The 20,287-nt window shown below is 57.3% G+C and carries 16 protein-coding genes and 1 pseudogene; 14 read left to right on the top strand and 3 right to left on the bottom strand.

The features are described 5' to 3' along the window. Nucleotides 1-14 precede the first annotated feature (14 nt). From N2599_RS25295 to N2599_RS25280, 4 genes are read left to right on the top strand one after another with little or no spacing between them, the layout of a single operon-like run. Entirely contained in the window at nt 15-962 is a 948-nt protein-coding gene (locus N2599_RS25295; RefSeq protein ID WP_027511639.1) for an ABC transporter permease, read from the top strand. Continuing rightward, nucleotides 959-1,831 carry an ABC transporter permease gene (locus N2599_RS25290; protein ID WP_027511640.1) on the top strand — a complete coding sequence of 291 codons (873 nt, stop codon included), beginning with the start codon at nt 959-961 and terminating at the stop codon, nt 1,829-1,831. Before N2599_RS25295 ends, N2599_RS25290 begins: the two co-directional genes overlap by 4 nt. A 21-nt stretch (nt 1,832-1,852) precedes the next feature. Beyond that, nucleotides 1,853-3,637 (top strand): gamma-glutamyltransferase family protein, encoded by a 1,785-nt coding sequence (locus N2599_RS25285; protein ID WP_027511641.1) that lies wholly within the window; start codon nt 1,853-1,855, stop codon nt 3,635-3,637. A 21-nt stretch (nt 3,638-3,658) separates the two neighbouring features. Continuing rightward, nucleotides 3,659-5,485 (top strand): ABC transporter ATP-binding protein, encoded by a 1,827-nt coding sequence (locus tag N2599_RS25280; RefSeq protein WP_027511642.1) that lies wholly within the window; start codon nt 3,659-3,661, stop codon nt 5,483-5,485. Between the two features lie 10 nt (nt 5,486-5,495). Here the strand turns inward: N2599_RS25280 and N2599_RS37925 are convergent, their stop codons facing one another. Next, nucleotides 5,496-5,648: a DUF982 domain-containing protein gene (locus tag N2599_RS37925; protein WP_084606550.1), complete on the bottom strand. Its 153-nt coding sequence runs from the start codon at nt 5,646-5,648 to the stop codon at nt 5,496-5,498. Nucleotides 5,649-6,573: 925 nt separating this feature from the next. Between N2599_RS37925 and rfbC the strand changes: the two genes are divergently transcribed. The 4 genes and pseudogenes from rfbC to N2599_RS25260 all read left to right on the top strand — a co-directional run bounded on the left by rfbC (nt 6,574) and on the right by N2599_RS25260 (nt 9,246). Further along, nucleotides 6,574-7,137: a dTDP-4-dehydrorhamnose 3,5-epimerase gene (gene rfbC / locus N2599_RS25275; RefSeq protein ID WP_027511643.1), complete on the top strand. Its 564-nt coding sequence runs from the start codon at nt 6,574-6,576 to the stop codon at nt 7,135-7,137. A 12-nt stretch (nt 7,138-7,149) separates the two neighbouring features. Beyond that, a complete protein-coding gene (locus N2599_RS25270) occupies nt 7,150-8,433 on the top strand; it encodes an NAD(P)H-dependent oxidoreductase (protein WP_027511644.1) in 1,284 nt (427 codons plus the stop codon). A 240-nt stretch (nt 8,434-8,673) separates the two neighbouring features. Then, nucleotides 8,674-8,811, top strand: a pseudogene (locus tag N2599_RS25265) (IS630 family transposase); the annotation flags it as partial. Between the two features lie 222 nt (nt 8,812-9,033). Continuing rightward, nucleotides 9,034-9,246 (top strand): DUF982 domain-containing protein, encoded by a 213-nt coding sequence (locus tag N2599_RS25260; RefSeq protein WP_244914694.1) that lies wholly within the window; start codon nt 9,034-9,036, stop codon nt 9,244-9,246. Nucleotides 9,247-9,294: 48 nt separating this feature from the next. On the opposite strand, the gene N2599_RS25255 is transcribed toward N2599_RS25260, so the two are convergent. After that, nucleotides 9,295-11,199: an acyltransferase family protein gene (locus tag N2599_RS25255; protein ID WP_027511647.1), complete on the bottom strand. Its 1,905-nt coding sequence runs from the start codon at nt 11,197-11,199 to the stop codon at nt 9,295-9,297. Between the two features lie 421 nt (nt 11,200-11,620). After that, the gene (locus tag N2599_RS25250; protein ID WP_244914695.1) at nt 11,621-12,358 is read right to left on the bottom strand and encodes a metallophosphoesterase; all 738 of its coding nucleotides are present in this window, start codon (nt 12,356-12,358) and stop codon (nt 11,621-11,623) included. A gap of 562 nt (nt 12,359-12,920) precedes the next feature. On the opposite strand from N2599_RS25250, the gene N2599_RS25245 reads away from it, so the two are divergent. From N2599_RS25245 to N2599_RS25220, 6 genes are all read left to right on the top strand, one after another. After that, nucleotides 12,921-14,342 carry a glutamate-1-semialdehyde 2,1-aminomutase gene (locus tag N2599_RS25245; RefSeq protein ID WP_084606551.1) on the top strand — a complete coding sequence of 474 codons (1,422 nt, stop codon included), beginning with the start codon at nt 12,921-12,923 and terminating at the stop codon, nt 14,340-14,342. A gap of 156 nt (nt 14,343-14,498) precedes the next feature. Beyond that, the gene (locus tag N2599_RS25240; RefSeq protein WP_027511649.1) at nt 14,499-15,737 is read left to right on the top strand and encodes a class I SAM-dependent methyltransferase; all 1,239 of its coding nucleotides are present in this window, start codon (nt 14,499-14,501) and stop codon (nt 15,735-15,737) included. Further along, a complete protein-coding gene (locus tag N2599_RS25235; RefSeq protein WP_027511650.1) occupies nt 15,734-17,044 on the top strand; it encodes a DUF4910 domain-containing protein in 1,311 nt (436 codons plus the stop codon). The genes N2599_RS25240 and N2599_RS25235 overlap by 4 nt, the downstream gene beginning before the upstream one ends. A gap of 4 nt (nt 17,045-17,048) precedes the next feature. Beyond that, a complete protein-coding gene (locus N2599_RS25230) occupies nt 17,049-17,780 on the top strand; it encodes an SDR family NAD(P)-dependent oxidoreductase (protein ID WP_037142763.1) in 732 nt (243 codons plus the stop codon). A 452-nt stretch (nt 17,781-18,232) separates the two neighbouring features. Then, nucleotides 18,233-19,102 carry an endo-1,3-1,4-beta-glycanase ExoK gene (exoK, locus tag N2599_RS25225; protein WP_084606553.1) on the top strand — a complete coding sequence of 290 codons (870 nt, stop codon included), beginning with the start codon at nt 18,233-18,235 and terminating at the stop codon, nt 19,100-19,102. Then, nucleotides 19,102-20,286 carry a glycosyltransferase gene (locus N2599_RS25220; protein WP_051336694.1) on the top strand — a complete coding sequence of 395 codons (1,185 nt, stop codon included), beginning with the start codon at nt 19,102-19,104 and terminating at the stop codon, nt 20,284-20,286. The genes exoK and N2599_RS25220 overlap by 1 nt, the downstream gene beginning before the upstream one ends. The last annotated feature ends 1 nt before the right edge of the window (nt 20,287 follow it).

Raw genomic sequence — 20,287 nt, 5'->3', positions numbered from 1 at the left:
CTGTCAGGACGCTCATGTACACCTATATCGCCAAGCGGCTTCTGGTCGCCATTCCGACCCTGCTGATCATCTCGGTCTTCGTCTTCTCGCTGCAGAAGCTGTTGCCGGGCGATCCCATCCTCGCCATGGCAGGCGAGGAGCGCGATCCTGAGGTGATCGAATACTTGCGCGAAAAATACCGGCTGAACGACCCGGTGCCGTATCAGTATGTGTCCTGGCTCGGCTCGGTTCTGAAGGGTGATCTCGGCATATCGCTGCGCACCAACCAGCCGGTTCTGGAACTCGTGGCGGAAAAGCTGCCGGTCACCATCCAGCTTGCGATCATGTCGATGATCTTCGCCTTCGTCATCGGTGTGCCGATGGGAATTTTAGCCGCGGTCAAGAAGAACACTGTCTTCGATTATCTTGCCAACCTGATCGCGCTTTCCGGCCTTTCGATTCCGAATTTCTGGCTCGGCATCATGCTGATCTTATTGGTTTCGGTGAAGCTCGGCTGGCTGCCCGCTTCCGGTTACGAACCCTTTTTCAGCAATCCGCTGCGCTCGATCGAAACGATGCTGATGCCCTCCTTCGTACTCGGCAATGCCCTCGCCGCCACGCTGATGCGCCACACCCGCTCCGCGATGCTCAGTGTGCTCAGCGCCGACTATATCCGCACAGCGCGCGCGAAGGGCCTTTCCGAGCGCTCCGTCGTGCTCGAGCACAGCTTCCGAAACGCCGTGCTGCCGATCGTGACCTTGAGCGCGCTGCTCTTCGGCGAACTGCTGGCAGGTGCGGTCTTGACCGAACAGATCTTCACTATCCCCGGCTTCGGCAAACTCATCGTCGATGCCGTCTTCAACCGGGACTATGCTGTCGTCCAGGGCGTCGTGCTTTGCACGGCGATCGGCTTCATCCTGATGAACCTTTTGGCCGACATCGTTTATGTCCTCCTCAACCCGCGCATAAGGGCTGCCCTGTGACTGCTCTCGACCAGATCACCATTGCAACCGAACAGCGCCCGCCGAGCCGGGCGTGGCGAAAGCTGAAAGCGAACAAGGGTGCGCTCGTAGGCCTTGGCATCATCGCCTTCTTCACCATTCTCGCGATCGCAGCCCCACTGCTGCCGATCCCGGATCCTAACGCGACGAGCTGGTCGGCGATCCGCAAGGCGCCGTCGGCCGCCCACTGGCTCGGCACCGATGATATCGGCCGCGACATTCTCTCCCGGATGATCTGGGGGGCACAGGCCTCGCTGATGGCGGGGGTCTTCTCGGTGGCGATCGCGCTTGTTATCGGCGTGCCCTTCGGCCTCATCTCCGGCTATTTCGGCGGATGGACGGACCAGATCATCTCGCGCATCACCGAAGCCTTTCTTGCCATGCCGTTCCTGATCACTGCGATCGCGCTTGCCGCCTTCCTCGGCCCGAGCCTGACGAATGCGATGATTGCGATCGGTCTTTCGGCCATGCCAGTCTTTGTCCGGCTGACGCGCGGCCAGGTGCTTGCCGTCAAGACGGAGGAATATGTCGAAGGGGCGCGCTCTATCGGGCTCCGGCACCTCAGCATCATCACCCGTTACATCCTGCCGAACGTCTTTGCGCCGATCCTGGTGCAGGCGACGCTGACGATCGCCACCGCAATCATCGCCGAAGCCAGCCTATCCTTCCTCGGCCTCGGCCAGCAGCCGCCTGCTCCAAGCTGGGGTTCGATGCTGAACGTTGCCAAGAACTTCCTGTCTCAGGCGCCATGGATGGCGATGTGGCCGGGTGCAGCGATCTTCCTCGTGGTGATCGGTTTTAACCTTCTCGGCGACGGCCTGCGCGATGCGCTCGACCCGCGCGAAGCATGATTTATCGAAAGGACTTTTGAAATGACAGCATTCACGACCCGTCCGGAGATCTTGGGCACCTTCGGCGTCGTCACATCGACCCACTGGATCGCGTCCGCCGTCGGCATGAGCATCCTCGAAAAAGGCGGCAATGCCTTCGATGCGGCCGTCGCCACCGGTTTCGTGCTGCAGATCGTCGAGCCGCATCTTTGCGGGCCGGGCGGCGATATGCCGGCGATCCTCTATTCGAAGACGAAGGACAAGGTCGAAGTCATTTGTGCCCAGGGTTCCGCACCGGCCGGGGCGACGATCGAGCACTATACGTCCGAAGGTCTCAAGCTAATTCCCGGCGACGGCCTGCTTGCGACCGTCATTCCCGGCTCTTTCGACGGCTGGATGCTGATGCTGCGGGACTATGGAAGGCTGACGGTCCGTGACATCCTTGAACCGGCAATCCATTATGCCGAGCATGGCCATCCGGTTCTACCACGCGTTTCGGCGACGATCTCCGGCCTTGCCGCTTTCTTCGAAAAAGAATGGCCGACGTCACACAAGACCTGGCTGCCCGGCGGTTCGGCTCCAGCGCCGCATTCGAACTTCAAGAATCCGGTCCTTGCCGAAACCTGGAAGCGGATCCTCATTGAGGCCGAAGCAAAGAGTGGGCGCGAGGCGCAGGTCGAGGCCGCCCGCGATGCGTTCTATCGCGGCTTCGTTGCCGAGGCGATCGACAGATACGCCGGCTCGACCGAGGTGATGGATGCGAGCGGCACCCGGCACCTGGGCGTTATCAATGCAGATGACATGGCGAACTGGTCGGCGACGATCGAAGAGCCGCTGACCTATGATTACCACGGCTGGACGATTGCGAAGACCGGCCCATGGGGCCAGGGTCCGGTCTTCCTGCAGACGCTTTCACTTCTGAAGGAAATCGACATCGCCGGAATGGACCCGGCTGGCGCCGATTTCGTCCACACCGTCACCGAAGCCATGAAACTCGCCTTCGCCGACCGTGAAATCTACTATGGCGATCCGGAATTCGCGAAAGTCCCGGTCGAGCATTTGCTCTCTGATGCTTATGCGGCCCCGCGCCGGAAATTGATAACCTCCGATGCCTCACTCGAGCTGCGTCCGGGGCTCGTCCCCGGCTTCGAAGCCCAGTATGACCTGACCATGGAAATGCTCGGCGCCACCTCGAAAACTGGCGCCGTCTACGAGCCGACCATGGCGCATCTTTCTGAAAAGCGCGGCGACACCGTCCACATCGACGTGATCGACCGCGAGGGCAACATGGTTTCCGTTACGCCGTCAGGCGGCTGGCTGCAGTCCTCGCCGGTCGTGCCGGGCCTCGGCTTCTGCCTGAATTCGCGCGCGCAGATGTTCTGGTTGAAGCCCGGCCTGCCAACGTCGCTTGCGCCCGGCAAACGTCCGCGCACGACGCTGACGCCCACACTCGCCCTTCACGAAGGCCGGCCCACACTCGCTTTCGGCACACCTGGCGGCGACCAGCAGGAGCAATGGCAGCTCTCCTTCTTCCTGCGCTATGTCCATCACAATATGAACCTGCAGGCGGCAATTGATCAGCCGCTCTTCCACACATCGCATTTTCCCGGCTCCTTTTATCCGCGCACCCGCGAGCCCGGCAGCCTGATGGCAGAGGCGAATTTCGGCGCCGAAGTGCTTGATGCGCTGCGCAGAAAGGGCCACAACCTGACCGTCGCCGACCCGTGGACGGTTGGCCGTCTGACCGCTGCACGCCGCGACGCCGATGGATTGATGCGGGCTGCCGCAACGCCGCGCCTGATGCAGGCTTATGCAGTCGGGAGGTAGGCCGTGACGCAAGGAAAGGCTATGGCGGGTGTTAAAACCCCGGTGCTCTCGGTCAAGGAGCTGACGACGTCGTTCCTCGTCGATGGTGAATGGAAGCCGGTGGTCCGCAACGTCTCCTTCGATGTGATGTCGGGTGAAACGGTCGCGCTTGTCGGCGAAAGCGGCTCCGGCAAGAGCGTCACCTCGCTCTCGATCATGCGTCTGCTTGCCAAGAACCAGAGCCGCATCGAGGGCAAGATCAGCCTGAACGGCAAGGACGTCCTTTCGCTTTCCGGCAAGGAGATGCGCCAGGTGCGCGGCCATGACGCCGCAATGATCTTCCAGGAGCCGATGACCAGCCTCAACCCGATCTTTTCGATCGGCCGGCAGATCTCCGAAGCGCTGACCTGCCATGGGGACATGCCCAAGCCGGACGCGCGCAAGGAGACGATCCGACTGCTCGAGAAGGTGCGCATTCCGAATGCCGCCTCACGTTTCGAAGAATTTCCACATCAGTTCTCCGGCGGCATGCGGCAGCGTGTGATGATCGCCATGGCGCTCGCCTCGAAGCCGAAGCTTCTGATTGCGGACGAGCCGACGACAGCACTCGACGTCACGATCCAGGGCCAGATTCTCGACCTCATCAAATTGCTGCAGGAAGAGGAAGGCATGTCGGTTCTCTTTATCACCCATGACATGGGCGTCGTCGCTGAAGTTTCCGATCGCACAATCGTCATGTATCGTGGCGAAGCGGTCGAGGACGGAACGACCGGCGACATCTTTCATCACGGCAAGCACCCATACACCCGCGCGTTGCTTGCCGCAGTGCCGCGTCTGGGTTCGATGGCCGGACAAAAATGGCCGCTGCGCTTCCCCGTCGTCGATACCGCCACCGGCACCCGCAGCGAGCCCGTGGCAGTGGCCGATACTGTCGATCGCCGCAAGACGCCGATCCTCGAAGTGAAGAACCTCACCACGCGTTTTCCTGTCCGAGGCGGACTTTTCGGCGCCAAGACCGGCGCCATCCATGCAGTCGAGAATATCTCCTTCGATCTCTTTCAAGGAGAGACGCTGTCCCTCGTCGGCGAATCCGGTTGCGGCAAATCGACGACCGGCCGCTCGATCACCCGGCTTATCGAGCCGGACGCCGGCAAGGTCAGCCTCGACGGCTATGACGTGACGGCATTGGATTCATCGAGCCTTCGCCGCATGCGCCGCAGCATCCAGATGGTCTTTCAGGATCCGTTTGCAAGCCTCAATCCGCGGATGACGGTGGGGGCTGCGGTTGCCGAGCCGATTGTCGAGCACCACCTCGGCACACGCGCCGACGCGCGCGACAAGGCCGCCCACCTGTTGGAACGCGTCGGCTTGAAAGCGGATATGATGACGCGTTACCCGCACGAGTTCTCCGGTGGCCAGCGTCAGCGCATCTGCATTGCGAGGGCGCTGGCGCTTGATCCGAAAGTGATCGTCGCCGATGAAAGCGTCTCCGCCCTCGACGTTTCGATCAAAGCACAGGTCTGCAATCTGCTGATGGATCTGCAGCAAAGCCTGAACCTTGCCTTCCTTTTCATTTCTCACGACATGGCCGTGGTTGAACGCGTCAGCCACCGGGTCGCCGTCATGTATCTCGGCGAGATCGTCGAGATTGGTCCCCGCGACGCCGTCTTCGGCAATCCGCAGCATCCCTATACGAAGAAGCTGCTGGCGGCGGTTCCGGTACCCGATCCGGATCGTCGCGGCATCAAGCGCGAACTATCGGCGGACGAGCTAAAAAGTCCTGTCCGGCCGCTGGATTATGTCGTGCCGAAGCGCAGTTACCGCGAGATCGGCGCCGGCCATCTCGTTCAGTTGGAGCCGGCGGCATGAGCAGCGTTTCTCAGCTCAAATGGAAATGAGCTTCGACCGCAGCCGCAATGAAGGCTTGCCGAGCTTTGTTGGCGTCACAGTCTCCCTGCAAGGCATCGTCGCAAACCCGCTCAGCCCGCCGGTATTGGCTGCCATGGTATGCAGGCCAGAAACGGCCAAGCATAGTTTTGGCCTGTCGCACGGTCTTGACCGTTCACACCGTTCCCGTCGCCGGATCTTCAACAGTGATTGGAGTGTCCCAAATGGCCCGTTTCATGATGCAGCACCTCCCGCACCATAAACGGTCTGCGAGTCGCAACGGTTCCGGGCCCACGCTTCATTTCAAGCGGCGTTGGTTAACGGAGCGTTTCCCGCCTATGCACCCGCGTGATGAGAGATCCAGGTGAGGTCATACCAACGAGCGATGATCATGACCAGTGAGCCCGTTCGGGGAACCCGATGGACATGATCTTCTACGGCCGGTCGATGAGCATGTTCCGTGCAGTGCAGCAATGGGTGACGATGTCGTCCCGGTCCATGACGATACGGTTGGGGAGCCAGTTGTCGCCCATGAACTGCCAGACGTTTTGCGTTCTTCAGTTCCGGTGAGCGCGGCGGCAGGAACATCAAGATGATGCTGTCCGACACCTTCAGTCTCGGCGTATTCCGGCCGACGTTATTTCTTCCGAACGAGTAAGTCTTAAGAGTTGACATTACGCAATTGCGAAAGGTAGCATATAATATGAAGGAATATGTTCGCGAGGATATCGCTTTATCGATTTGAGCAAGTATCTCTGTTGATGAGTGTACGTATTTTAGCCAACATTCTTGTTTGAATGCCTTTTCTTAGTGCAAAAGGAACGGTTCGACATTCTCTTAACGGAACCCGTTGCAGCGGCGTTGCTATTTTGTATAAGGCATGCGCTTATTTGGTTTTTTGGAGCCTTGACGTTCATCGTTCAGGTAACACTAAATTCGGGTCGTAGTGTGAAGGGCATATGATTAAAATTAGTCTTTTCGAGGCCTTTGAAGGCGCTCAAAGAGTCATTGTTCTACGTTCAGGGCTGCGTCGCAGCTGACTGCCAAATAGAGGATGTGAGCCGAGCAGCATGAAGTTTCACAAAACGCCCTTGGATGGTGCATACGTCATCGAGCCGGAGCCGCGCGGGGACGAACGTGGATGGTTTCAGCGCGTCTTCTGCGAGCGGGAAATGGCCGACGCCGGCGTGGAAGGCCGTTTCGTTCAAGTCAATAATTCGTTCAACGCCGAAGCAGGCACCCTGCGTGGGCTGCACTATCAACTTCCGCCCTCGCCAGAAGTTAAGATCGTCCGGTGCCTCTCCGGCGCGCTGTGGGACTGCATCATCGATCTGCGACCCGATTCCCCGACGTACCTCGGTTGGCACGCGGTTGAGTTAACGGGTGAGAACCGTCTGGCCTTTTATGTGCCCCGCGGCTTTGCCCACGGGTTTGTGACACTGAGGCCCAACACTGAGACGTTGTATCTTTCCAGCGAATTCTACGATCCAAAGTCGGAGTGCGGTGTGCGTTGGAATGATCCGAAGTTCGGCATCGCATGGCCGGTTGAAGGGGCTGTGATTTCGGAGAAAGACGCGAAATGGCCCGACTTCGATGAGGATTTTCATGGCGTGGAACGCCTACGCGGCATCTAACAGGAGGTTTTGATGGTGATTGATACGCTCCTGAAGAAGCGGGAAGAGGATGGCCGTCCCATTAGGGTCGGGATGTACGGCGCGGGCTTCATGGCGAAGGGCATCGTCAACCAGATCTCAAATTCCGTACCGGGAATGATCCTTTGCGTGATCTGCAACCGAAACGTGGAGAAGGCTATATTAGCCTACCGCGCTGCTGGCCTTGAGGCCTCCTACGCCAGCGATGGCAGCAGTCTCTCCCGCCTGATCGCCGAAGGCACGGCGGCTGTCACCGACGATCCAGCATTGCTGTATGAGTCGGGTGATCTGGATTGCTTGATTGATGCGACGGGTGCGATCGAATATGGCGCCAACGTCAGCTTAGGCGCAATCGCGCACGGTCGCGACATGGTGACCATGAATGCCGAACTGGACGGTACGGTTGGTCCGCTTCTCAAGAAAAAAGCCGATGCGGCGGGGGTTATCTTCACGGCCTGCGATGGAGACCAGCCTGGCGTACAGATGAACTTGTGGCGCTTCGTCAAATCGATCGGCCTTACTCCGCTCATGTGCGGCAATATCAAAGGCCTGCAGGATCCCTATCGCACACCGACAACGCAGGCCGAATTCGCTGCGAAATGGGGGCAGGACCCGCATATGGTCACCAGCTTCGCTGATGGCACGAAGATTAGCTTTGAGCAAGCTATTGTCGCGAACGGCACTGGCATGTCCATTTTGAAGCGCGGCATGACAGGTGTCGAGCATCGTGGCCATGTCGATGAACTCGTCAACGCGTACGACATTGAGGCGCTGAAAGCCGTCGGTGGAGCCGTCGACTATGTCGTGGGAGCAACCCCAGGTCCGGGCGTCTTTATTCTCGCATACCACGACGATCCGAAGCAGCAGCATTACCTGAACCTTTACAAGCTCGGAACCGGCCCGCTTTATAGCTTTTACACACCTTACCATCTTTGCCATTTCGAAGTCCCCCTCTCCGTGGCTCGCGTTGCACTCTTGCGCGATCCCGTGCTTCAACCACTGGACGGGCCTAGGGTGGAGGTTGTTGCGACTGCAAAGCGCGGCCTTAATGCCGGCGAAACGATCGACGGTCTGGGCGGCTACATGAGCTATGGTCAGTGCGAGCGCGTCGATGTCGTCGGCGTTCAGGACTTGCTGCCCATGGGTGTTGCAGAGGGATGCATCTTGAAACATGCCGTGGCGAAGGATCAAGTCCTTACCTATGCAGATGTGGTGCTGCCGGCCGGCCGCATCATCGATCTCCTGCGCCGCGAACAGGCGGCAATGTTTGCTGCGTAGTGCCGGAGACGGGACTTATGGCCGATAATCTTGAACTAACGCCCCACTGGCAGATCGACGCAGCCCAAGGCGCAACATATGGAATGCGGTATTCAATGCGCGCCAGAGTCTGCTAAACCGTCATTTTCAAAACTCTGTCTCCAGCCTTACGCCGCCTCAAATAAACCGGATCCCCTATGCCAGTAGGAGAACGCCGAAAGTTACGAAGACTGCTTACAATGAATATCAAAGCTCATAGGCGACAACTGGCTCTCCAATCGTATCTTCAGGGACTGCAACGACATCGTCACCCATTGCTGCGCCACATGGAACAGGCTCGTCGACCAGCCGTGGAAGATCATGTCCATCGGGTCTCGCGAATGGGCGTACCGGTCATGATCGGCGCCCGATCGCATCAGACCTACCGAAGCAGCCTTCGTTAACGACTTTTCGACGCCTTTCCCGCAGACAACTTCTCTCTTCGTGACGCTTCAGCCGCCCGGCATGGATTTTGCTACAGCTATAGCTACTTGGAGAAACAGAGAGCAAGGTGTCATGAAAGGGAACAGTTTGGCCTTTCGGCCCGTCGGTCTGGCAATGCATTGCATCGGAGAGTATCGAGTGGTTAATTCTGTCAGGCGCGCCGCCGAAACGCTTCTGCAGCGATGGCCGATCGATGACGGCGAGGATTTTTCCGAGGCAGTGATGGCGTGCCTGGAGGGCCTGCACAACCGCGTGCCTCCCGAAGATGTTCGAGCAGCATTCATCAAAGCCGCTCATGAAGCGAATGTCATGGTGATCGAATTGGTGAAGCCTGCTTGTGAGTGCAATTGACACTGATTACCTCGACGCGGCACGATCGCAAAATGACCAGCGCAGACTTCAATTGACGCGAGATACGAGCGGGAAGTAGCGTTCGACAACGCGGGCGCTGCCAAAATTCGACAGGTGACCGGAATCGAAATAAAGCATCCTTCCGTCGTCAATGTAAGGGCACTCGCCGGCTGCGCAATCCATCGCAATCGGATCAACGAAATCGGCACCGCCCGCAGCAGCTCGCAGCCGCTGGTTAAATTCGCTGTCGATCACGGTTGACCAGGAAGCTACCTTTTGGCCAGCGGCGGCTTTCTTAAAAGCAATGACGTCGACATTGGTTACAAACATCGGCGATTGTCCGATCACGATGACCCGGACGCCCTCCTCCTGGAGTTGTCTGACGGTGTCCTCGAGCATGTCCAGGCCCCGGCGTTGCAAATCAACCCATCGGCCTGAAAGCACGGCGGTCTTAACGTCAAGCGACCGGATGATGTCCAGCGCCTTCTGATTGAATGCCTGGCAGTTCGGTCTGGCGTAGGAGTAGTAGGCAAGGACCGGAGGGCATCCGGCAAATGTATACTCATAGACGCGGCCATGAATGGACGCGGCATTCGCGACGATCCCGGGGGCATAGTGGGCGGCGTAGGAATCTCCCCACAGAAGCGCAACATCACCGGTGTTTGTCGTCAAAGCGCAATCTTCGGGGCGCCATTTTTTAAAGCCGTCGTCGTCTTCGAAAAAGCAGATGCCGTTCCGCCACGTCTGGCCGGCGCGCACTGTCGTATCCGCGCTCGCTACAACTGCAGAGACGTCAACCATGCGCGCTTCGACCTCGGTTGCATAGCCGGGAAAACGTTGAGGGAAGCCATGAGCGGCGATGCCCGCGTAACCGAACAGCGAGACGATCGACATGCTGGCAAGGGCCGAGCCGATGAGGGCGCGCCGAGGCCAGCGCACGGTCTGCAGACGGAATGGCGTTTCGACAAAGCGCCAGGAGCAAATGGCAAGCAAAACGCTGGCGGCGATAATGCCCATGGCATGGAGCCCGTTGGGCTCCTCAAGGGTCACGTATCGGACGAAGACGGTAATTGGCCAATGCGCCAGATAGAGCGAATAGGAAATCTTGCCGATGAATACGAACGGCGCGCTCGCAAGGATTTTACCAACCACCGAACGGGTCGGTCCGCCTGTATAGATGACGAGAGCTGCACCTGCGCATGGCAAAACGGCGGCGAGCCCAGGGAATGGTGTCGCATCCGTATAGGCAAATACAGAAAAGAGGATCAAGATCGCGGCACCGATCGCAACGGCACTGTTTGCCCGGTAAGACAGCGTGCTTTGACCGCCCCAAAGCGCCAGCAAGCTTCCAATCAAGAGCTCCCAGCTTCGTGTCGGCAAGAGGAAGAAGTTTGCTGTCGGAGCGACGTCGATTGCATAGATGCTAAGTGCCAGGGACAGGATCAAGGCGAGTGCGAATGCCGCCAACCGCACGCGGAACGTCACTTTATAGAGCAGCCACATGGCGATCGGCATGAAGATGTAGAACTGCTCTTCGACCGCAAGCGACCAGGTATGCAAGAGCGGGCGTAGAAGCGCGCTGCTTTCGAAATAACCTGAGAACTTCCAGAAATAGACATTTGAGGTGAATGTCCCGACTGCCAGCAGGCTTCGGGCGAAGTCTTCGAAGAACGGTGGCAGGAAAAGCACGTAGGCGGCGATCGCCGTCAGTAAAACATAGAAAACCAGTGCCGGAATGATCCTGCGAAAACGCCGCTCGTAGAAAGTCAGTATGGAAAAGCGGCCATTCCTGAGATCATCATCCAGAATTCTTGTTATGAGAAAGCCTGAAATAACAAAAAAAATGTCGACGCCAACGAAACCGCCAGAAAATCCAGCGACGCCGGCATGGAAAAACAGCACCGGCAATACTGCAATCGTCCGTAATCCGTCAATCTCCGGCCGATATTTCATGAAGATCCTAGTTTGTTGAAGGATTTTCAGGTGTGTTAATCACGCGTAACCAGCTTCGAGGCCTAAGTCAATAGAACAGTGAAACTGGAGAAACTTTCTAATCTGTACTGTGTAACATGTATTCTTTTTTGATCGTCGGATTTCTGGTTAACTATCTTCGCTTTACGTCGATTGCTTACTTCACCAGCCGAAGCGGTCGGTGCCTCAGCTGGAGAGCAGGGTTGATTTACTTAGAGCCATACCCCGCAGCCTCGAGCTGGTTTCGGCATTCGCATGAGTAGCAGGCGCAAGGGTAACGCAGGGATCGCTGCGTTTTGACGGCAATGCGGCGACGGCATCTGCCTTAATGTCCGCTGAGGAAATCGGGACTATAGTTCAGCGGCCGTCGCGCTTGCCGGTAAGCTCAAAGGCCGGGCTTGTGTCAGATGAAATTGAAGCTTGCCTCGGCGATCTTCAGCACCGTCAGGTGGCCAGTGGCCGTTGCCGCCGTGTCGATTGCAACCCGCTGCGGTCCGAAGGTCGGCTGCAGGACAGGTGTATGCCCGTGGATCACGAAGAGCGGCTGACGCGGGCCTTCGCTTAAAAATGGCTCGCGGATCCACATGAGATCCATATCCGTTTGTTTTGACATGTCGACGCCAGGCTTTACGCCGGCGTGTACGAACAGCAATTTGCCGATCTGAAGCGAGACCGGCATCGCTTCGATCATGGCGATGTGCTCTTCTGGCACGAGTTCCGCGACAAGAACTTGGAGACCGCGAACCCCCTTCGTCTTGATGACATGCGCAACGTCGATACCGTAGGAAGCAAGCGTCTCGGTCCCGGCGAAGTCGAGCCAATCGGCAATGATGGAAGGTTTGCGGAACATGCGGGCAAATTCATCGTCGTGATTGCCCGCAAGCGCGACCTGCACGAAGCTCTCACGCGGCTCCGCCGCAAGCATGTCGAGCACCTTGCTGCTGGCGGGACCGCGATCAACATAGTCGCCGAGAAAAACGATGAGCTTGGGGCCCAGATGGGCCCTGGCGTCATCGGCTATGCGCCGTTGGGCTTCTGCCAGTTCATCCGCACAACCGTGCACATCGCTAATGGCATAGATCGCGTCGAAGTCGATATCAGGCCACAAGAGCCTTTGCCTGCCGGTCGACTTCGGGATCATTTTGCGGCGCCAACGCATCGGGACGTGAAACATTGATCCACCAAAATGACAAGGACCCAAATCTTCTACAGGAAATATCTTAACTGAAGTTCAAAGAGGAAGGCTCTCGAATCCCGTTATGGTTCATCTCGAAGGAATCTGGCTGCGACTGCACGCTCGTCTGGCGCAATGCACGGAACACCAAGTACCAAATGCACAAAATACACCAGATTAAATCTTATATTAACACCTCATTAATTCTTATTTACATGCTGTTTCTTTAATGATAACTCTAGTAACAGTAGCAGTGGAGTATAGTGTACTTGCGTGTATCCTGTGCGTACCCGACAAACTTGAAATCCAGCAATCTCTGCACGATTTCGATTTTGCGCCCGTTGCAATATATGCGGCTGGCTCAACAGTTTTTGAGAGAAGACTTCAGCGACTTTGATCTCTCAAGGTTTTGTCTTCCCGCGCTTGGGACATCCCACGGTCACCCCTCCCGCTCAGCCATTTCAAAGCGTCGTTAAACACGTCCGCCCCTTGCAACGGCATACGACGTGTTTTCGGAGGGGAAAGAACAGTGACGAGCCTCATTAGCAACTTCGAGAACTCGAAAGAGTTGCGTCAGCGAGCCAGAAGGTTGATTCCAGGAGGCGCCCATACTTACGCAAAGGGCGACGATCAGTATCCGGTCTTATCGCCGGGCTTCATTGCCCGGGGCCACGGCGCTTATGTCTTTGACGTTGACGGCAACAAATACATCGAGTTTGGCATGGGAAACCGCGCAGTCTCCCTTGGCCATGCCTACCCGAAGGTCTTGCGCGCTGTCGAGCGGGAGTTGAAGAATGGTGCGAACTTCACCCGGCCGGCAGTCATCGAGGTAGATTGCGCATCGAGCTTCCTTGAGACGATCCAAGGCGCCGAAATGGTCAAATTCTGTAAGGATGGCTCACATGCAACCTCTGGCGCCATCCGGCTGGCGAGAGCCATCACTGGCCGTGACCTTGTTGCCCGATGCGCCGATCACCCATTTTTTTCGACCGACGACTGGTTCATCGGCACAACGCCCATGAACGCCGGCATCCCGAAAGCCATACGGGATATGACGCTATCGTTTAACTACAATGAAATTGACAGTGCCAAAGCACTGTTTGAGCAACATCCCGGTAAGATCGCGGCTGTCATCCTTGAGCCATCGAAAGGCGAGTCGCCAAGGGATAATTTCCTGCACCGTCTTCGTGATCTTTGTCATGCCAATGGAGCACTTTTCATCCTTGACGAGATGATAACTGGTTTCCGGTGGCACCGGAACGGAGCCCAGGCTCTTTACGATATCCAACCAGATCTATCCTGCTTCGGCAAAGCGATGGGCAATGGCTTTGCGATCTCCGCGCTTGCGGGAAAGCGCGAATTCATGGAGCTTGGCGGTATCGATCAGCGCGAGAAGCCACGCGTTTTCCTGCTGTCGACCACCCATGGAGCTGAAACGCACGCCATGGCGGCGGCAATTGCAACGATGAAGATTTATCGTGAAGAGCCGGTGATCGAGCATCTTTTTGAAAAAGGCGAGGCGCTTCGAGAAGGTATTACGCAGATCGCCGGCAGCCATGGGATTGGCAATCATTTCAGCGTCTTCGGGCTGGCAAGTAACCTCGTTTACGCAACGCTTGATGAGGACGGCCGTCCCTCCCAAGCCTTCCGCACGCTGTTCCTGCAGGAATTGATCAAGCGCGGCGTTCTCGCTCCATCCTTCGTTGTCAGTTACACGCACGGCGACCCCGAGATTGCAAAGACGCTCGATGCTGTTGACGGTGCGCTTTGCATTTATCGCAAAGCCCTTGAGGACGGTGTGTCCAATTATCTGGTCGGCCGACCATCGGACGTGGTGTTCCGCGCCACGAACCGCCTGACAACCCTGCCTGACGGTGTTCCCGCTCTGGCGCCTGAACTAAATCGTCGCGTCAAACGGCGCGAGACGAGCTTTGCCACTGCCGGCCGGTAGGGAGGTTTGACGGTGCTTCACCACTTATCGAGGAGCCTCGAAGTCGCGGTCATGTTTGGTGCTCGTTGTTGTGCTGCGAACAGATCCGCAAACGTCAACCATATGTTTCAGATCACGTACTCCTCACCACATCGTTTCGTCTAGGGGGCGAAGATCATGACTTCCTTCAACTGCCGGTTCTGCAACACCCCACTCACTCAGACAGTCGTCGACCTTGGCGCGTCACCGCTTGCAAACTCCTATATCGCCATCGACAAAACGCAGGATCCCGAACCGTTCTTTTCACTCCATGCTTTCGTCTGCGACGAATGCTTCTTGGTCCAGGTACCTCCCATGGCGCCGCGGGAAGACATTTTCGACAGCGAATATGCCTATTTCTCCTCCTACTCGGCCTCGGTACTGAGCCATGCCCGCGAATATGTTGACCAGATGGTCGAGCGGTTTCATTTCGACACCGGCCATCAGGTGATCGAAATTGCCAGCAACGACGGCTACCTTTTAAAGAACTTCAAGGAACGCGGCGTTCCGGTGCTCGGCATCGAGCCCTGTGCCAATGTCGCGGCCGCCGCGTTAGAGGCCGGCATCCCGAGCAGGGTGCAGTTTTTCGGTGTCGAGACGGCACGGCAGCTGGTTGGCGACGGCCTCACGGCTGACCTTCTGATTGGCAACAACGTGCTGGCGCATGTCCCCAACATCAACGATTTCGTTGCCGGCATCAAAATCGTGTTATCGGCAACCGGCATCGTAACAATCGAATTTCCGCATCTCATGAAGATGCTGGAGCTCAATTACTACGATACGATCTATCATGAGCACTATTCGTACCTGTCGCTCTACTGTGTCGAGAAAATCTTTGCCCATCACGGCTTGACGATCTTCGATGTCGATGAGATCCGTCCACAAGGGGGATCGTTGCGCATTTATGCCCGTCACGCCGAAGATCAAAGCCAGCCAGTGTCGGTGCGTGTCGGTGAACTGCGCGCGCGCGAAATTGAAGGCGGCGTCAATTCTATCCAACGCTACGCCAAATTTTCCGAGCAGGTTCACCGCACCAAGCGCGATCTGCTGCGCTTTCTGATCGATGCGAAAGAGAGCAAAAAGACGGTTGTCGCCTATGGCGCCCCGGCAAAGGGCAACACGCTTTTGAATTTCTGCGGCGTTGGCACGGATCTCATCGAATATACTGTCGATGTCAGCCCCCATAAGCAAAACCACTTGCTTCCGGGGACCCGCATCCCGATCCACGCACCACAAAAGATTGAGGAAACCAAGCCCGATTACGTCCTGATCCTTCCCTGGAACATCAAGGATGAGATCATCAGCCAGATGTCGGCGGTCAAAGACTTGCGCAGCCGGTTTGTCGTTCCGCTTCCCAATGTCGAGGTCGTTGCTTGAGCGCCGTCAGCGCGCCCGACAAGGAGCCTGCCGGCGCGCGGATGTATGCCCTCATTGAGCGGCTTTATCCGATCTGCCGCAGCATCACCGGTCCGGGCGTCGTCGAGACACTGGAGATTATCAGGCAGGAAATTCCGGTTAAGATTCATCGTATCGCAAGCGGCACAGAGATCTTCGACTGGACGGTCCCGCAGGAATGGAGCATCCGCGATGCCTATGTGAAGGACGAGAAGGGCAATCGCGTCATCGACTTCAAGGCAAGCAATCTGCACGTCGTCAACTATTCACGACCGATCCGCGCGACATTGCCGCTTAAGGCGCTGAAGCCTCACCTGCACACCGACCCTGGCCATCCCGCTTGGATACCTTACCGGACGAGCTACTACAAGGAGGACTGGGGCTTCTGCCTGTCCCACAACGCCCTCGAGGCGATGAGCGAAGGATCCTACGAGGTCCTGATAGACTCAACACTTTCAGACGGCGAACTGCTGTGGGGCGAGTGTTTCATCCCCGGCTCCACAACCGACGAAATCATTATCTCGACGCACATCTGCCATCCGTCGCTTGCCAACGACAATCTGTCCGGCATCGCCGTGTGTGTCGAGCTTGCTAAGCTTTTGATGGCGTCACAGCGGCGCTATTCCGTGCGGTTGCTCTTCATTCCGGGCACGATCGGTTCAATTGCCTGGCTTTCGATGAACCGCGAGCGGCTGTCGCGCATCAAACATGGTCTCGTCGCCGTCAACCTCGGTGACCCTGGCATGCTGCATTATAAGAAAAGTCGCCACGAGACGGCCGAGATCGATCGGGTGGTGGAGCATGTGCTGACGGCAGCGGGGGAAGCCCATTCGATTATGGCTTTTTCTCCCTATGGCTATGACGAACGGCAGTTCGGTTCGCCTGGCATCAACCTTCCCTTCGGCTGTCTGTCGCGCACACCCTACGGACAGTTTGCCGAATACCATACGTCGGCCGACAATCTTGATTTCATCAAGCCGGAAGCGCTTGCCCACTCGTTCGAGACCTACGTCTGCGTGCTCGGCACACTGGACCGCAACCGAGCTTTCCTGAACCTTTCGCCGATGTGCGAACCGCAGCTTGGAAAGCGGGGGCTCTACGATGCCGTTGGCGGCAAGTCGGACACGAAGACGCGTCAGATGGCCCTACTCTGGGTTCTAAACTACTCGGACGGCAAACATGATCTCCTCGACATCGCCAGAAAATCGGGTCTAGCATTTGATTTGATCGCCGATGCCGCGGATCTTCTGCTCGGCCATGATCTGCTTGCACCGGTGGAGAGGGACTAAGATCATGGAAAAACCTCTTCAGGGGCGCGTGGCAGTGGTGACCGGGGCAGCGAGCGGTATCGGGCAAGCGATCGTTTCAGCCTTTGGTGCAGCCGGCGTGACAGTTCATGCTCTAACCCGCGGCGGCGTCCCGCAGTCGTCGCTCAGCAATGGAGCATCAATCAGTTGGCATCATGTCGATCTTGCCGATGACAGGGCGATCGCCGAATTCGTCGCCCGTTTGCGGGTGACTGATCGCGGCATTGATTACCTGGTGCACAGTGCTGGCGTCTTTCGTTCGGGCCCGGTTGCGCAAAGCCCAGCGGAAGAACTCGATGACGTCTGGCGCGTCAATCTGCGTGCGCCATATGTTCTGACGCAGCTTTTGCTCCCGGCGCTGACCAGACAGAAGGGTTATATCGCATTTATCAACTCGAGCGTGTGGCTGAATCCGAGAATGGAGCTCGCTGCTTACACGATGAGCAAATATGCCCTGAAGGCCTTTGCCGACGTGCTGAGAGCCGAGATCAATGGCCAGGATGTGCGCGTCCTCAGCATCTTTCCCGGGAAGACAGCAACGGCGATGCAGGAAACCATCCATGATGCGAGAGCGCTTTCGTACCAAGCGGACGAGCTACTGCAGCCGGAATCGGTGGCAGCGAACCTGATCACAGCCTTGTCGATGCCATCCTCCTGCGAAGTCACGGAGATTTTCATGCGGCCAGCACGACCGGCACCACCGACCTTCAACGGCTAGATATTGGTTGCCGCCACCTGCGGAGCCAGCGCGATAGAGCACGTGTGCTCCTGACGGACAGGCGTGCCTGCCCTCTCCAGCGTTCGGAATGCCCATCTGTATCATTATGAAACGACAGAAGCTGAAATTTGTCACAGCGTTAATCTGCGGCGTTAGATCAAGCTTTTAGCGACTAGATTCGTTAATTTTTGGTTGCCTCTTTACCAATTCTGAAATAACGTCCCTACAAATACTGCTACGCCGTTCTAGGGATGCCTGTATATACGACCACTACCAGTTAAACGCGGTCGAGATACGCAACATCGGCGTTGCACTTCTGGCAGGATAACTCTGCGATGAGGGCACCGCGCGTTTATTCTGTCTGTAAAGGAAAATCAAAAAGTATAGCCTGACATCTTTAGTGCCAACGTCGCCGTGTCATTTGTTTCTCGTACTCGCTTCGGGCTGCTATTATGAATTTCGATCAACCTTCACATGTTAACCGTGCGGTTAGCGGTCAGGATTTCAGTTGCATTTGCCGGCGGGTCTTTTCGCTGATCTTGCTGACGTGCTGGCTTGCCCCTAACGTCCAGGCTGCGGACGGGCGCCCTGGAGCATCCTTCTTCGAGAGCTTTGATCGGCTCGATTCCAACTTCTGGTATATTTCAGACGGCTGGACGAACGGTGATCATCAAAACTGCATCTGGTCGGCGCGAATGATCAAGATTGCCGACGGCTTTGCGTCGCTGATGCTCGCAAAGGACGCGGCCGATCAGAAGACCCTCCTTTGCGCAGAACTCCAGACGAAGCAGCGCTACGGCTTTGGCACCTATGAGGCACGGATAAAGTCGGCGACCGGGTCGGGCCTTAACTCGGCATTTTTCTCCTATATCGGCCCTGCCGACCATGAGGAGCACGACGAGATCGATTTCGAGGTGCTGGGTAAGGACAGTGCTACTGTCCAAGTCAACCAGTATGTGAAAGCGAAGGGCGGCAACGAAAGGCTGGTTTCGCTAGCTGGCCCGGCCGACGAGGCGTTCAACCACTTCGCCTTCATCTGGGAGCCCTCGAGACTCCGGTTCTTCGTCAACGGCGTCCTCGTCAACGAGGTCACCGATAAGCTCCGTATTCCGACGGAACGGCAGAAGATCTTCTTTAGCCTGTGGGGAACCGATACGCTTACAGGCTGGATGGGCCCCTTTGCCTACAAAGGACCGACTATCATGCAGGTCGACTGGGTGAGCTTTACTGCTGCAGGCGAAAGATGCCTGTTTGCAGGCTCACTGACCTGCGATCGGACCATCACCGTCAGCGCCCCTGCCAAGACGCAGGAGAACCTTTGATGCCGCGCGTGCTTTACCTCGTCCATGACCTGTCGGATCCGGCAGTTCGCCGGCGCCTGATCATGCTGACACGCGGCGGCGCGACGGTTGATCTTGCAGGCTTTGCGCGGACGAAGATCCCAGGCGATATCGAAGGCATCAATCCGGTCAATCTCGGCAAGACGGCCGACGGCCGCTTTGTCCAGCGCTCCTGGGCTGTTCTCAAAGCGATGGCAAGGCTGCGTTCTGTTCTTGCAGGCGCCAGCAAACCGGACGTGATCGTCGCCCGCAATCTCGAAACGCTGGCACTGGCAAACCGCGCCAACCGTTATTTCGGCGGGTCCGTGCCAATCGTTTACGAGTGCCTCGATATTCACAGGCTTCTCATCGGAATGGGTCCTGTCGGGCGCTCGATGCGATTAGCCGAACGTTGGTTTGGCCGAAGCGTCACCGCGATCGTCACCAGTTCACCAGCCTTCAAGAGCAACTATTTCGATGTGCAGTCTTTTCTGAAGGTCCCGGTCGTGATCGTCGAGAACAAGGTCGTCCCGCCTCCAAGGGAGGGCCTTCTTCCCGTTCCGCAAAAGCTCGAAGGCCGGCCATGGCGCATAGGCTGGTTTGGCGCGCTGCGTTGCAGAAAATCGTTGAAGCTGCTTGCGCGCTTCTCAAGGATGGCGAACGGCAGGTTCGAGATCGTTCTGCGCGGCCGGCCGGCTTACAGGGAATTTAGCGACTTCGACGCCTTCGTGGAGAACGAACCCTTCATGCGTTTTTGTGGTCCCTACCGAAACCCGGAGGACCTCGGTGCAATTTACGGCGAGGTCGACTTTGCCTGGGCGGCCGATTTTTTCGAGGAGGGTCTCAATTCCAAGTGGCTGTTACCGAACCGGCTTTACGAAGGATGCCTGTACGGGGCAGTACCGATTGCCGTTCAAGGCACCGAGACGGCTGAGGCACTTCGGCGCAACAATATCGGCCTGATCTTGTCCGACGCCACGCCCTTTGCGCTTAGTATGGCGATGGAGGGCCTGGACGTTCAGCGCTTTAAGCGCCTGAAATCCGCGATTGCCGCATGCGATCGGCGCAACTGGGCGATCGATGAGGCAGACTGCAAGGACTTGGTCGCCTGGCTCGCCGGCTTGGCGCCAGCCGGGCCTCGCAAAACTTCAGATCGCCTTCCGATCAATTCGTCATTTGCCATATAGG

It is taken from the genome of Rhizobium sullae, assembly GCF_025200715.1.
Lineage (GTDB): Bacteria > Pseudomonadota > Alphaproteobacteria > Rhizobiales > Rhizobiaceae > Rhizobium > Rhizobium sullae.
Note: the sequence above shows the minus strand (reverse complement) of the source record. Positions and strands in the feature narration are given on the sequence as shown.